The organism is Wolbachia endosymbiont (group A) of Cephus spinipes (assembly GCF_964026895.1).
Taxonomy (GTDB): domain Bacteria; phylum Pseudomonadota; class Alphaproteobacteria; order Rickettsiales; family Anaplasmataceae; genus Wolbachia; species Wolbachia pipientis.
In genome coordinates this window covers 1,168,261-1,182,171 of record NZ_OZ034713.1, presented here as the reverse complement: position 1 = coordinate 1,182,171, position 13,911 = coordinate 1,168,261, and the positions used below count along the sequence as shown (strand labels likewise).

Genomic DNA, 13,911 nt, shown 5'->3' with positions numbered 1-13,911 from the left:
TATGCCACAAAAAATGAGAGTTAGTAACTGCCATGAATATAACAAATTTCTAGAAAAAAGAGGAAATATTTTTCGTTACATCGATAAAGCTATCGAAAATTGGTATGAAAATAGTCCAAAAATGCAGGGCGGCAACTATATTTATAGTGATAAAGTTGTGATTTTAGTGCATATAATCGTTAATCTTTTTAGAATTGGCTTAAGACAAATAGTCGGGTTTATAAAAGGATATTTGCAACAAATAGGAAGAGATTTGGCAGTTATCAGCTATTCGCAAGCTTCAAAAAAAACTTAATATTAAGATCAATGATTGCAGAATTGATAAAAATAATATGGAAGATATCGAAATTGCCATAGATAGCACAAGCATCAGCATTTATAACAACACACAGCAAGGAAAATAGCGCTGATAGAAAATATCGTGGCTATGAACAGACAAGAAAATTGCATGTAATGTTGAATATAAACAGCAAAAAAGCCATAGCTGCAAAATACAGTAACGGTCTGATCACTATGGAGCTTGCGATTTACTTAAAGGAGTTAATTTTCAGCATGCCATAAAAGCACTATATGCAGACAGAGCATATGACAGACATAAACTCTATAAATTGTGTGATGAATGCGGCATAAAGACAAAAATTCCTCCAAAAAAACAATGCAGCAGAGCATCCAAAGTATGGCAGAGAGAAATGCTGCAATTAGACTAATAAAGTCATACAGCGAAGATGGAATGAAGAGGTGGAAAAGGCAAACAAACTACGGAAAAAGATCTTATGTAGAAAGTTTTTTCTCGCGACTGAAACAAACATTCGGGTTTAATTTTCGGAACAAATCTGAAATTAATCGTGGGAAGGAACTGCTACTCAAGTGTTATTTGCTTAATCAATTTACTGACATTGGTATGGCTAAATTTGAAATGGCTACATGAATTTATCGTAAATTACCACCGCATAGTTGTAACATTGTACCATATTACAATGTTCGTACAGTTGTGTGCGCGACCGGGGGTTTTATACTATTCTAGAAGTAACATACGGAAAAGGGGGGATTCGAACCCCCGACATATTTTCATATGTGCACGCTTTCCAAGCGTGTGCTTTAGACCACTCAGCCACCTTTCCATGCTTATTCATAATATTGAAAATTGTACTGCTAAACAATATAAAAACCTGGTATATAGGGTTCACCACGAAAATTCACAGTATTGTTAAACTTGCTTCTGCAAGTTGGAAATGTTTTATCGCAACCTGCGAGTATTGAATATTTATCTCCAGCAAAAATTTGGTATGGAGGCGAAGTAAACAACGTAACTACTTTATTTTTATATTCTTTTACTACACCTTCAAACGCTATTGAGCCAAAGAATTTTACTACTCCGTGCTTATAATATTCATCACTCTCAGTTAAATTCGTGTCTTCAAATCTTCTTTCGTCTATTACTTTAGTGATTGTACTTATTTTACTAAATTTTTTAGTATCGGCTTTACATTTATCATCGCAAAATTGTGCTCTGCATGCAGGAGAGTATAATTCTGCTATGCTTCTCTCAAGCTTTGCTGAAAGCCCTCTAATTTCAACAATAAATCTTCCACTACTTAATGTCACTTTACCAAAAATTCCTGAATGTAGATTCATTGTTCCCTGGGTCAAGTCTTTATAATTCACAAGAAATATCTCAATATTTGCAAAGTCGTACTTTCCTGATAAAACATCTTTTTCTTTGATATCAACACTATTTAATATTCCCTCAATTTCCAAATTATCAGTCTTTAAATCGCTGTTTAATATTATACTACTGGCTGTAAATCCACTTGAAGATTTATAGAGTATATTATCAATATTTAAGTCTTCATCATAGTCAGTGAATCCCATTACTTCTCCACCTGCAAGCGTTAATTTCCAGCACGTAGCAGTGGTAAGTAATTCTCCAGCTAAATGATTTTTTAGTGTGGTTTGCATAGGGGCCTCCTGCTTAATTGATTAAATTTGAAAGTAGCTATACGGCCAGTAGAATAAGGGCAGTGTGTTCTTTTCTCATCATCTAAGTAGCCATAAAGCGTCATTCCGGTGACCATAGGGTGTCATTCCAGTGCTTGACACTGGAATCCAGGAAATTTTGCTTGTAAGTAAGCAAACTGATTTGGTGAGCATAAAAAGTGGCTGATCTTATGCTGAATAAACGCTTTTGATGAAGTTGCATGGAAAGCTGGATCCCAGTGTCTGGGCACTGGGATGACATCCTTCTTGGTGGAGTGTCCTCAAATCACAATGTTCGTACAGTTGTGTGTCACGCACTGGGATGACAGGAGAGAGGACACCATATGTTTATTTGATCGACAAATAAACACTAACAGACAAGAATACACCACAATTAACTGTGGTGTGTACTGGCTGGTTAGAAAGAAAACTTCACACCAGTAAGAAGGAGAATTCCTTGGTTAGAAGGTACATCAGCATCAGACTCATCTTTCAGCTTACCTGTTTCGTTAGTCATAAAATAATGGAGAGCTGCGTAAGGAACAAATTTGTTCTTACTGCATGCAGGAGACAGATCATATTGAACGCCAAGTGCACCATCATGAAGCATATCTTTGTCATTCATTCTGCTGCCAAAATACGTCAAACTTGTGTAGATATTCTCATGTTGATACCCAGCTCCTACAGTCCAATACATGGTATCTATACTATCTTTACCAAATTGAGCTTTCAGCCCTTCCACTCTTTTGCCATCAGTAGCATCTTTACTATCAATTTCCGTATAGGTATCACCAATTAATTTTTTAATACCCTTCGGTTGACCAGATTTGCCCAAGTATGCAAAAGAGGCAGCAAACTTTACGCCTTGATCTTCATTAATCTTATAATCAGCGCTTACACCAAAATTAACACCCATCAGGTCATTATACTCCACAAATTCCTTATAAAGATGCTTATCTTTACTTGGTTGCTTTGGAAAGCCATATTCACCAACTGCAGAAGTTTTAACTTTTATGTTATGTTTATCAAAGTCATATTCATATGATGCACCAGCACTTACTATGTGCTCATAGTCTGGGCCGACATGCTTTATCGTTTCCTTATGTTCTATCTTACCGCCTTTATCTTCTGAAACTGTTTCTTTTACAGTAAACAAACCACTATCATAACGAGGTGAGTAGCTGATACCAAATCTTGCGCCCATATAATTTGGTGAGTAGTAAGCAACTCTAAATGGCAGTGTAGTCATAACGCCTTTGTTATATTTCCCTGCCATACGGAAAGAGAATTTTTCACTTTCACTCGAAAAACTTTCAGTGTAAAGACGTGGTGTTACATAAAATGGAAAGCTAGCAGCGCTTCCTTCTAAGTTCACTTTTCTGAACCAGTCACTATCTGCAGCTCCGTCAACAGTCGCAATTCTTGTTGCATCAAGCCTCATCAGAGCCTCAGGACCAAATTGGTAACCAAGCTTCACGTCACCATATTTTGAGTTAACAAACACATGCGCACTTCTGCCTTTTGCAGCATAAACACCCTGTGAAGCTCCCTTACCTTCGGTCACTGGGACATGAAACTGCACGTCAGCACCATAAAGAAGACCTAAATCTTCATTCTTATTTTCTGCTCTGAGGTGCAATATTGCATCAGCAATCATACCCATATCGTTGCTGTAATCACCAATATTTCCTATTCCTTCATAGAATATTGGATTTGCTCCTTTTGTTATATCTGGAGTGGCATTATAATACTCTGTAGATCTGTTTGGCATAACGTTATAACGTTTATAATCTGCGCCACTTGGTCCAGCTTTGCCATAACCTTGAGCATCAACAACACCACCAAAAGTTATTCTTAAATTACTTTGCCCTTGATTGGTATCGATAATATCAACTCCACCAACTGAAACAACAGGACTTGCCTTACCTTTTTCCTCTGTATTTTTGTTAACAACTTTTATATCCTTCTTTACATCTTTAGCTTCAACTTTAGCATTCTTAGTTTTAGAACGCTTAGTTTTTGAAACTTTACCTTTTTCTATATTAGAATTCTTAGCGTTTAGAGCTTTCGCTTTTGAATCCTCTATAAGCTTTGCTTTTTTCTCATTTGCTAGCCTGATCTCCTCTTTTTTCTTCTGCTCGGCTGCTAATCTTAGCTCCTCTTTTTTCTTAAGCTCTTCAGCTTTTTTTCTTGGATCAGCATTACATATTCTGTCCATCTTTTCTTTCAGTTTTTTATTTGATGTTTTCATAACTTCTGTTTTTCCAGAAGTTTTTGTGCTCTCTTGCTTTTTTATTTCCTTCATACTCTCATCAGGAAAGTCAGCTGCAAAACTGCTGAAAGAACATAAAGTTAATAAAGAAACTAGAGCAGTTCTAGTATACATAGACTTTTTCATGAAGTGCCCCCAAAAAATTTCGAAATCATATCTTAAATGTAAATAGTATAAAAATGTTGAAAATTCAACTTAAAGCAACCTTATAACGAAAATAAAAGTAAAATGCAATACCTTAAAAGCAACTTTCTTAATATGCTCAACGTGTATATTAACCAAAATTTAGTACAGAGGTTCGCTTGTTAGTGCATTATAACTCGACTATTTATTCTATGGAAGTAAAATTTTTCCACCACAAGTTATTTGCCATTCTTCTTTAAATTTCTTTAGGTATTCTTTTTTTTCGCACTCTAAAAGCAGCTCTTCCGCACTTTTGTTGTAGCTTTCAGTAGTAATCCTTCCCTGATGATGCATGAACCTTAAGTAAATCAAATAAGTGTTAATTACATCTGTTTCACAATAATCTCGAATCTCTTGTATCTTGCCGCTATCGTATAAGTCCATAACTTGTGACCCATCAACTCCAATCTTACCAGGAAGATTAAATGCTGCACAAACTTCGTTCATTTTTACTCTCGCAGAAGCTCCAAAATCAGAGAGGGATTCAAGCAAATCACAATGCCAATCACTGCTATATCTCTGATTGTAACTATTCCACTTATCGCCAGCTTTATGAAAATATTCCGCTTGAATGCCATGGACCATAGCACGATACTTCAGCACTGGTATATCAAAAGTGCGTCCGTTGAACGAAACTAATCTTGGCTTTTTCTCTGATATGTAGTTAAAAAATCCTTTCACTAGCTCCTTTTCACTGGAATTTAGTGTGCCTCCAGATCTTATTTCTTGCAGTGTGAACACCTCATAACCACTCTGGTAGCTTATATTGCAAAGTAAAAAACTAATAACTACAACAAGGTGAAAAGGCTGACGCAGAAAAGAGTTTTGCCCGTTTGTTATTTCAAGATGATATTTTGTTAATGCATCCCTCTTCTCTTCTACACTACTATCATCACTAATATTGAGTAAATTTTTGCAGGAATTTACATCTGGTATAGTTTCAATATCAAATACCAATAAAGAATTAAGCATTGCCTATATACTCCTCCGGACGGTCGATCCAAGGTCGCACTTTCACAAATAAAAAGAGGTGTACCTTGCACTCAAATAATTTTTCTAGTTCAGCACGCGCTTCGATATTAATTTTTTTAATATTACTGCCATCTTTTCCTAGCACTATTTTTTTATGACTATCTTTCAACACAAATATGATCTGTTTGATGACTAAACTCTTATCTTTTTTTTCCTCAAATTGTTCAGTTATAACAGCTGTAGAGTATGGCAATTCTTCACGCAAGTTCAAGAATAATTTTTCTCTCGTAATTTCTGCTGATAAAAAATTTGTCGAGGAATCGGTTATTTGATCTTCTTCATAAAACCAGGGGCTCACCGATGCAACTTCAGACAAGTAATTCATCAAATCAGAAAGTCCATCATTCTTTAATGCTGATATCATAAAAACCTTTTCAAATTTATAAAGCAAATTCAGATGCTCATGCGCCATCTTTAATTCAGGCCTTTTTACCAAATCAGTTTTATTGATAACCAAAATGCATCTGCCTTTTGTGCGCTGCAGCCGCATAAATATAGTCTTAATTCTTTCTATATTTTTCAAATAATTGCTTACATCAACAAGCAACAAAGTGATGTCACTATCCTTAACTGCCGACCATGCAGATTTGACTAAAGCTTTTTCAAGTTTTGTTTCTGCTGAGAAAATTCCTGGGGAGTCAGTAAAGACAATTTGTGTGTTGTTGCATGTTGCAACACCCCTTATTTGCGTCCTTGTTGTTTGCACTTTAGGGGTGACAATTGCAATTTTCTTGCCTATGATGCTGTTAATTAATGTAGACTTCCCAGCATTTGGTAAGCCAGCTATGGTTACAAATAAGCATTTTTGTTCTTTCACAAAGAAAATTATAAAGAAAACTGAATGCCCGCGTCAAGCTACTTATATGACAAGAAGGATGACAGAACCCTTTTTGGTTAGCATGCAAAAAGGAAAAAAACTTATTCTACAAATTAAAAATACAATATACTCAAAAACTTTTCAGAAAATCCATAGGAGGGTTTGCTAATGAAGGTTCTTGAGTTGACGCCATTGCCTGAATGACTGCTTGATTTAAGGGTAACGTTTTAACCATAAGGTCACTAACTCCTTAATATGTGTGTTCATAATTTGATTTTCCACGAAAGACATAATAGCAATAACCAGTATAAGTTAAAATGATTGGTAAAAGCGGTATTATAACAATGAGCATTAAAGATAAACTTGGCCCAGAAGCGGCTGCATCCAGAATGGTATATTGAAAAGGTATAATCCATGGGTAGATACTAATTCCTAAACCTAAATATCCCATAAAAAAAATAGCAATACTGAGAAAGAATGGACGGTACTCCCGTTTAGTATTCTGAAGATCAAACCACAGCATGAAAAATAGCCAAGATGTGAGTAATGGAATAGAAAATAAATAATAAAAATTTGGCATGCTAAACCAAAAGTTTTTAATACGTTCATTTAAAAATGGTGTCACTACACTCACTAGTCCCATGAAAATACCTACAAAACCAAGCGTATAAGAAGCAACCTTGCGTGCCCATTCTTGTGTTATATTTTCTGTCTTCATTATGAGCCATGTAGAACCTAAAAGTGCATATCCAAATATCACAGCAATGCCTGTCATTACACTAAAAGCACTTGCCCAATCAAATTGGCCACCAGAAAAGTTGCGTCCGTTTACTTCTACACCATGTATAAATGCACCTAAAATCATGCCTTGGCAAAATGCAGCACCAAGTGACCCAAAATGAAAGGCATAATCCCATAATCGCCTGTATTTTCCTTCTGCCTTAAAACGAAACTCAAAGGATACTCCGCGCACTATAAGGCCAAGCAGCATAATAATGATTGGAATATAAAAAGCAGGCATTAATATTGAATATGCAAGAGGAAAAGCAGCAAACAACCCTCCACCAACCAATACCAACCATGTTTCGTTTCCATCCCAAAATGGTGCAATTGAGCTTATCATGTGATCACGGCATTTATCTGACGGTGCAAAAGGAAGTAAAATACCAATACCTAAATCAAACCCATCCATTAAAATATACAGTAAAACAGCTATGGCAATTAGTAATCCCCAGATTAGGGGTAAATTAATTAAGGAAGAAAAATCAAACATGATTGTTGTCCTTTCCAGATGTACCAGCATCAATCACTGAAGCTCCAATACCGTGTTTATAAAATTGCTCTTCTTCTTTAATGACAGGAATTCCTTTGTATATAAGTTTCAGAATATAGTAACTACCTGCTCCAAATATAAGGGTATACATAACGATAAATGCAATCAAAGACCATGCAACCTGAGGACCGGTAATCGCAGATGAAAATGATTCAATTGTGCGCATAATTCCATATACAGTGTAAGGTTGACGGCCAATTTCAGTAGTAAACCAACCTGCAAGTAACGCTATGAACCCAGACGGCATCATTGATATCCACCATCCATGTAAGAAACAACTTTGGAATAATTTGCCACGAAGATACTGTATAACACTTACTGACCCAATTATGATCATTAAAATTCCAACTCCAACCATTATACGGAAGGACCAGAATACCCATACTACAGGTGGTCTATCTTCTTTTTTCCATTCCTTTAATCCTTTTACTTCTCCTAAAAAATCATGTGTTAAGATCAAGCTGGCAAGATTAGGAATTTTTATCTCGTAGTGATTAATTTCATTTTGCTGATCCGGATAAGCAAATAAAAGTAAGCCAGCCCCTTTTTCGGTTTCCCATATACCTTCCATTGCAGCAATCTTAGCAGGTTGATGCTTTAGTGTATTTAATCCATGCCTATCTCCCATGAACAGCTGAAATGGTGCAGCTAAAGCTACCATAATGGTTGCCATACCAAGCATAATTCTTGCTTGAGGAGCATGTCGTTTTCTCCAAAGATAAAATGCTCCTACACCACCAACCACAAAAGCTGTTGTAAGATAGGCTGCTGTTACCATATGAATAAAGCGATAAGGGAAAGAAGGATTAAAAATAATCTCTAACCAATTGGTTGGATATAGGAGACCATTCTCACCAATCGTGAATCCAGCGGGTGTTTGCATCCAACTGTTGGCCGCAATAATCCAAAAAGCTGAAATAAGCGTTCCCACTGCAACAATACAAGTAGAAGCAAAGTGCATACGAGAACTTACTCTATTCCATCCAAATAGCATAATACTCAAAAAAGATGCCTCCAGAAAAAAGGCTGTTAAAACCTCAAAGGAAAATAGAGGGCCGAGAACATTGGCTATGCGGTCAGAAAAAATCGACCAATTGGTACCAAGTTGATATGACATTACAACTCCAGATACCACTCCCATGCCAAAAGCAACGGCAAAAATCTTGATCCAGAATTTATAAACATCACGGAAACGTGTATCACCAGTCTTAAGCCAACACCATTCCAAAAAGGCTAGAAAACTTGCAAGCCCGATCGTGAAAGCAGGAAATATAATGTGAAAGCCTATTGTGAAGGCAAACTGAATTCGAGCTAATAATAAAGGATCAAATTTAAACATTTTACCTAATACCCATGTATTACAAATAATAGCCAAATCTGCCTATAATTCAATCCATTTTTTCACAAAATTGACCTTACCCAGAAAAAGTAGAGAGAAAGTTAAGACGTTTTTGTCATGAGAATAAATTGTGCAGGAATACAACTGTTCTCCCTTGTCATACCGTCACGGTATCTCTAGATCCCGCTAACACGTAGCGGAATGACGATTGTCAGGCCAGCGCCCCTATGATGTCATCCCAGTGCTCCTTTTTTTGTCATCCCAGTGTCAGCTACTCGGATGACATCATCCTTTTTTTGGGATTCCAGCGTCACGCGCTGGAATGACACCTTCCGTATAAACATTAAGAAATTTACCAAGCGGAGAAAAAGGCAAAAGAAGCCCCGTGGTTGGCTAATTACTTACATTATACTTTCAAGTATGGGGTTTTTTTATTCTAAACGTTTAATAACCGCGATTCAGCTACTTTTAAACCGCAACTAATCTAAATTATAAACGTTAAGAAATTTACTAAACAGAAAAAAAGGCAAAAGAAACCCTAGGGTAGCTAGTTATTCACTATCCATTTTTTAAGTTGGCGTTTTTTTATGTTTTAAACGCTTTATAAGCGCGTTTCAGCTTATGTAGGTAGAAATTTTATAAGACATAAGGTGCACATAGTGCAAAAAATTAAGCATGAGACGCCAGATACGTGAGTTTTTTTGTCATTTAATCTGTACAGAGAAGATAAATAAATAGCTTCAGTTTCATGATAAGGGGGTTGGCGAAGGGTGTCAAGTAACTTTTGCATTTAATCCATTTCTATGGCTTATATAATAATCGTTATTGTAGTATAATTTAGAATAATGCAATAGATACCTAAATGTTTTAGCTATTAATTATATGTTGCACAAAAGCATATATTGCCCTACCATCCAAGTAGGTTAGAAATAAAGAGGTTTTTATGAGTTTTACTTTACCTGAATTACCATATGATAAAACAGCTTTAGAGCCTTACATATCTGCAAAAACTTTAGACTTTCATTATGATAAGCATCATAAAGGGTATTTAAATAAACTCAACGAGCTGGTTGAAAATACGGATTATCAGCATGTGAAAATTGAGGGATTAATAACAGAAGTTCATGGTAATAGCAGCAACTTGCCTATATTTAATAACGCAGCACAAGTTTGGAACCACACTTTTTATTGGAACTCAATGAAAAAAAATGGTGGTGGTAAGCCTAAAGATAGTAGTCTTTTAGCAAAAAAAATTCAGGACGATATCGGTGGCTTTGATAAATTTTATGAAGAATTTTCGAGTCATGGAGTAAGCCAGTTTGGCAGTGGATGGGTATGGTTAGTGCTCGAAAAAGGTAGGTTAGGAAAGCTCAAAATCACCAAGACTCCAAATGCAGATTTGCCAATAATTTATGGCCAAGTGCCACTACTCACTATGGATGTGTGGGAGCACGCCTATTATTTAGATTGTCAAAACCGTAGAATTGACTACATAAAAGTTTTCCTTGATCATTTGATTAATTGGGATTTTGCAGAAGAGAACTTAGAAGAATATATGAGATGAATATACCCCGGGTAACAAAATTAGATAATGGTCTGCGCATAATAACTGAGCAGGTGCGTGATATTGATTCCGTAGCTTTAAGCATACGAGTTGGTGTTGGCAGTAGAGCAGAAAGTGCAAAGCAAAATGGAATATCCCATTTTTTAGAACACATGGCTTTCAAAGGGACGAAGACAAGAACTGCCTTTGAAATTGCAAAAGCTTTTGATGACATAGGTGGGGTTTTCAACGCCAGCACTGGTAGGGAAAGCACCACCTATTATGCAAAAGTCCTCAAGAAAGACATAAAAACTGGTATTGATATATTAATAGATATATTGATGAATTCCACGTTTCCAGAAGATGAATTGGAACGTGAGAAGGGTGTTGTAATACAAGAGATTTTTCAAACTAATGATTCACCAAGTGACATTATTTTCGACAAATATTTTGAGGCAGCTTATAAAGACCAACCATTTGGTAGGTCAATCTTAGGCACGCAAAATACTGTAAAATCTTTTACTCGAGGAGATCTAGATAATTACATAAATGAGCATTACTTTGGTGAGAATATGCTATTTGCCGTTGCAGGAAATGTTGAACATGAAGAAGTTGTTGCATTAACCAAAGATTTTCTCTCAAAGATTCATTCTAAAAAGCTGAAAAAAAGCCAAAATGCGAGCTGTACTGGTGGTGAGTATTTAGAACATCGTAAATTAGATCAGGTACACTTGCTAATTGGTCTACCTAGTGTTTCTCGCCATGACGATAAATATCACACGTTTCAAGTGCTTGATTCTATATTAGGGAGCGGAATGTCATCACGTTTATTCCAGGAAGTAAGGGAAAAGCAGGGATTAGCTTACTCTGTTTATTCATTTAATTCCAGCTATACTAATACAGGAATGTTTTCCATTTTTGCTGGTACAGACAGTAGTAACTTAGATAAGCTTTTAAAATCTATAACGACAGAGTTGAAGAAGTTGTCTACAGATGATCTGAAGGAAGAAGAAGTAAATAGAGTGAAAGAGCGAGTAAAATCCCAAATTTTAATGTCACGCGAAAGTGTTAGCTCACGTGCTGAAACATTGGGACACTACTACGGTAACTATAATAGGTACATCAGTAAAAATGAATTAATAGAAAAAATTAGTGCAGTTACCACTGCTAACGTAAAAAAAGCAGCAGAAGAATTGTTATCTCAGCATGAAAAAACCACTCTAGCTGCAATTGGAGAAATTGAATCATTACCAAGTTACGATAAAGTGGTTTCTATGCTTAAAGCTTAGCGCATTCTATTACATTAATTTGGCTACTTTACAATTGAAGCGGTGTGCTGTGAACTACACGCTTCTTTTATATTGCTTCTAGGAGGAGATGATGATACTTGACCTTGAGGTGTAGTGCTGCTTGCAGGATTCAAGTTTATATTTTTCTTTTGCTGAGGATAATTCCATGCTTCTTCACGAGTCTGAAATATAGGCTCTCCATTATTGTAGTTTCCTCTTACAGAGTTTGAGTTTATGTCTTTCTTTTGCTGAGGATAATTCCATGCTTCTTCACGAGTCTGAAATATAGGCTCCCCATCATTATAGTTTGAGTTTATATTTTCCTTTTGCGAACCAGCGTTCAATAATTTCGATATCTCTCGCCCTAGCTGATCACCTTTATAATTATTGTTAAGATCTTTGATTTTCTCCTCACCCAATTCCATTATTCGAATTAGAGAGGTATCAATAAAATCCGTTTTTATTTTGTCAATATCTATCGATTTATTACCATAAATCGTAATTTCACTTTTACCTTTTTCACTATTCACATCATAGCCTTGCTCTTTAACTCCTGTTATTACTTCCTTCTTTAATAATCTATGAATAGTATTTATTATTTTTTGACCACAATCTTGAAAAAAATCTCTGATTGTCTCAAATGCCTCTAATAAGGAGATGGTTTCAGTATGTGCGTATTTTTTACCTAGTGGTGGCTCTTCAGCATTCTGGTGTATAGATTCTATTTGCTGAGGGTCAAGCATCATTGCATGACGTTTTGAGCGTGTTGGTTGTGCTTTGGATGATGACATGTCTTTAATATCTTGTTTTTTACTCTCATCATCAACAACCACACCATCACTTGATTTCCTTTTTTTAGTAGGTAATGATGGTGGCTCCTCATTATTCTGGGATACTGCATTTAAATTCTTAAGTTTAGGAGGTAATTGTGGTGGCTTTTCTTCAGGTGATTGTCTCTGAGTGTCTTGAAGATTTTGGTATATAGGTTCTTCTTTCCTTAAATTTTCATAAATTGGTTCTTGTACCAAGTTAGCATTGACAAACTCCTGTACTCTTTCTAGATAACCAACATTTTTGTCCTCTTTAGGTACTTGAACGCCTTCAAATTTAATATTGTTTATATCTTCAACACTCAGCCCATTTTCTTTAAGCCATCCCCCTCTTTTGCTCATTGATGCAACAAACTCATTAATCTTTTGAATATTTTTTACATCATCATCAACTAGCATGACAGTTTTTGGCAACTCACCGTGTTTATTCTTATACTTCACAATTGCCTCACAGATGTGCAAATTCTTTCCGACTTGACTTTGTTGTTCTCTAACATCTAACTCTTGCAACTGATTATCATAATCTCCTGGAAACCCACCAAATACAGAAATGCTACCTGTTTGTTCTTCAAATAAACCCAAGTGATCCTTTACAACCTCTTTTACAGCATCCGGATATTTTGTATATGATGCAATATTAACTTCTATTCCACTTGAAAGTGCAGATTGCAGTACAGATTTTAACCCCTCTTTATTTTTTATTCCGTCTGTATTTTCTAGAAAATTTTTTATGTCGTTATCAGTTGCTGCATTATTTTGAGTAGAATTAAAGTCACTTTTGCTTAACCTAGAAAGAGCATTGTGCATGTGCCCATTAGTAATAGTATTATCAAAGTCAAATATTAATAGAACATTATTTTTTATATTCATATCTTTATCTCTAACATTTACAAATTCAAGACAAAGGCTAACATTAATAGATTAATTATTTATTATAGCACTTCTGAAGGAAAAATAATAAAAGGAAGAGTTAACAGAATAGACTTCTTGCATAACCCAAACTAAGTAGAAAAAAGGTATAGCTATACCGCCGCGGTATCTCTAGATCCCGCTGGGATGACGATTGTCGTTTAGCCATAAATATTAAGGAATTTACCAAATGAAAAAAAAGGCAAAAGAAGCCCCGTGGTGGTTAGCTATTCACTATGTACTAAAATATCGGCGTTTTTTTTATTCTAAAACGCTTGATTAAGAGCGATTTAGCTGCTTTTAACTTGCAACTAACCTACACCGCAAGTGTTTAAGAAATTTACCAAGCAGGAAAAAAGGCAAAGAAACCCTAGGGTAGCTAGTATT

Annotated in this window: 12 protein-coding genes and 1 tRNA gene; 5 read left to right on the top strand and 8 right to left on the bottom strand. The window is 35.7% G+C overall.

Translation table 11 applies throughout. The features are described from left to right. Nucleotide 1: 1 nt before the first annotated feature. From AAGD59_RS05635 to AAGD59_RS05625, 3 genes are all read left to right on the top strand, one after another. The gene (locus AAGD59_RS05635; RefSeq protein ID WP_265027871.1) at nt 2–295 is read left to right on the top strand and encodes a transposase; all 294 of its coding nucleotides are present in this window, start codon (nt 2–4) and stop codon (nt 293–295) included. A gap of 262 nt (nt 296–557) precedes the next feature. Further along, nucleotides 558–707 carry a hypothetical protein gene (locus AAGD59_RS05630; protein WP_285520262.1) on the top strand — a complete coding sequence of 50 codons (150 nt, stop codon included), beginning with the start codon at nt 558–560 and terminating at the stop codon, nt 705–707. Further along, nucleotides 677–928: a hypothetical protein gene (locus AAGD59_RS05625; protein ID WP_022626339.1), complete on the top strand. Its 252-nt coding sequence runs from the start codon at nt 677–679 to the stop codon at nt 926–928. Before AAGD59_RS05630 ends, AAGD59_RS05625 begins: the two co-directional genes overlap by 31 nt. A 106-nt stretch (nt 929–1,034) precedes the next feature. On the opposite strand, the gene AAGD59_RS05620 is transcribed toward AAGD59_RS05625, so the two are convergent. The 7 genes from AAGD59_RS05620 to AAGD59_RS05590 form a co-directional block, all read right to left on the bottom strand. After that, nucleotides 1,035–1,121 (bottom strand) — tRNA-Ser (locus AAGD59_RS05620). A gap of 31 nt (nt 1,122–1,152) precedes the next feature. Further along, nucleotides 1,153–1,959 (bottom strand): DUF2163 domain-containing protein, encoded by an 807-nt coding sequence (locus AAGD59_RS05615; protein WP_141457018.1) that lies wholly within the window; start codon nt 1,957–1,959, stop codon nt 1,153–1,155. Between the two features lie 436 nt (nt 1,960–2,395). Beyond that, nucleotides 2,396–4,375, bottom strand: a complete 1,980-nt coding sequence (locus AAGD59_RS05610) for a porin (protein WP_012673252.1) — start codon at nt 4,373–4,375, stop codon at nt 2,396–2,398. A 207-nt stretch (nt 4,376–4,582) separates the two neighbouring features. Then, nucleotides 4,583–5,404: a 3'-5' exonuclease gene (locus tag AAGD59_RS05605; RefSeq protein ID WP_015589180.1), complete on the bottom strand. Its 822-nt coding sequence runs from the start codon at nt 5,402–5,404 to the stop codon at nt 4,583–4,585. Then, nucleotides 5,397–6,281 (bottom strand): GTPase Era, encoded by an 885-nt coding sequence (era, locus tag AAGD59_RS05600; RefSeq protein ID WP_010082484.1) that lies wholly within the window; start codon nt 6,279–6,281, stop codon nt 5,397–5,399. Before era ends, AAGD59_RS05605 begins: the two co-directional genes overlap by 8 nt. A gap of 250 nt (nt 6,282–6,531) precedes the next feature. Continuing rightward, nucleotides 6,532–7,554 (bottom strand): cytochrome d ubiquinol oxidase subunit II, encoded by a 1,023-nt coding sequence (gene cydB, locus AAGD59_RS05595; protein ID WP_015589177.1) that lies wholly within the window; start codon nt 7,552–7,554, stop codon nt 6,532–6,534. Next, nucleotides 7,547–8,953 (bottom strand): cytochrome ubiquinol oxidase subunit I, encoded by a 1,407-nt coding sequence (locus tag AAGD59_RS05590; RefSeq protein ID WP_006280502.1) that lies wholly within the window; start codon nt 8,951–8,953, stop codon nt 7,547–7,549. The genes cydB and AAGD59_RS05590 overlap by 8 nt, the downstream gene beginning before the upstream one ends. Nucleotides 8,954–9,896: 943 nt before the next feature. Here AAGD59_RS05590 and AAGD59_RS05585 point away from each other — a divergent pair. Together AAGD59_RS05585 and AAGD59_RS05580 are read left to right on the top strand one after the other, a co-directional pair. Continuing rightward, nucleotides 9,897–10,517, top strand: a complete 621-nt coding sequence (locus AAGD59_RS05585; RefSeq protein ID WP_197907379.1) for a superoxide dismutase — start codon at nt 9,897–9,899, stop codon at nt 10,515–10,517. Next, the gene (locus AAGD59_RS05580) at nt 10,514–11,785 is read left to right on the top strand and encodes a M16 family metallopeptidase (RefSeq protein WP_010962800.1); all 1,272 of its coding nucleotides are present in this window, start codon (nt 10,514–10,516) and stop codon (nt 11,783–11,785) included. The genes AAGD59_RS05585 and AAGD59_RS05580 overlap by 4 nt, the downstream gene beginning before the upstream one ends. A gap of 23 nt (nt 11,786–11,808) precedes the next feature. Here AAGD59_RS05580 and AAGD59_RS05575 read toward each other — a convergent pair whose 3' ends face one another. Continuing rightward, nucleotides 11,809–13,485, bottom strand: a complete 1,677-nt coding sequence (locus AAGD59_RS05575; RefSeq protein ID WP_255498713.1) for a hypothetical protein — start codon at nt 13,483–13,485, stop codon at nt 11,809–11,811. Between the last annotated feature and the right edge of the window lie 426 nt (nt 13,486–13,911).

Excerpts from the sequence above, each read along its gene's own strand:
- AAGD59_RS05635 (WP_265027871.1), top strand. The coding sequence starts at position 2 with ATGCCACAAAAAATGAGAGTTAGTAACTGCCATGAATATAACAAATTT.
- AAGD59_RS05625 (WP_022626339.1), top strand. The coding sequence starts at position 677 with ATGGCAGAGAGAAATGCTGCAATTAGACTAATAAAGTCATACAGCGAA.
- AAGD59_RS05615 (WP_141457018.1), bottom strand. The coding sequence starts at position 1,959 with ATGCAAACCACACTAAAAAATCATTTAGCTGGAGAATTACTTACCACT.
- AAGD59_RS05610 (WP_012673252.1), bottom strand. The coding sequence starts at position 4,375 with ATGAAAAAGTCTATGTATACTAGAACTGCTCTAGTTTCTTTATTAACT.
- AAGD59_RS05605 (WP_015589180.1), bottom strand. The coding sequence starts at position 5,404 with ATGCTTAATTCTTTATTGGTATTTGATATTGAAACTATACCAGATGTA.
- cydB (WP_015589177.1), bottom strand. The coding sequence starts at position 7,554 with ATGTTTGATTTTTCTTCCTTAATTAATTTACCCCTAATCTGGGGATTA.
- AAGD59_RS05590 (WP_006280502.1), bottom strand. The coding sequence starts at position 8,953 with ATGTTTAAATTTGATCCTTTATTATTAGCTCGAATTCAGTTTGCCTTC.
- AAGD59_RS05585 (WP_197907379.1), top strand. The coding sequence starts at position 9,897 with ATGAGTTTTACTTTACCTGAATTACCATATGATAAAACAGCTTTAGAG.
- AAGD59_RS05580 (WP_010962800.1), top strand. The coding sequence starts at position 10,514 with ATGAATATACCCCGGGTAACAAAATTAGATAATGGTCTGCGCATAATA.
- AAGD59_RS05575 (WP_255498713.1), bottom strand. The coding sequence starts at position 13,485 with ATGAATATAAAAAATAATGTTCTATTAATATTTGACTTTGATAATACT.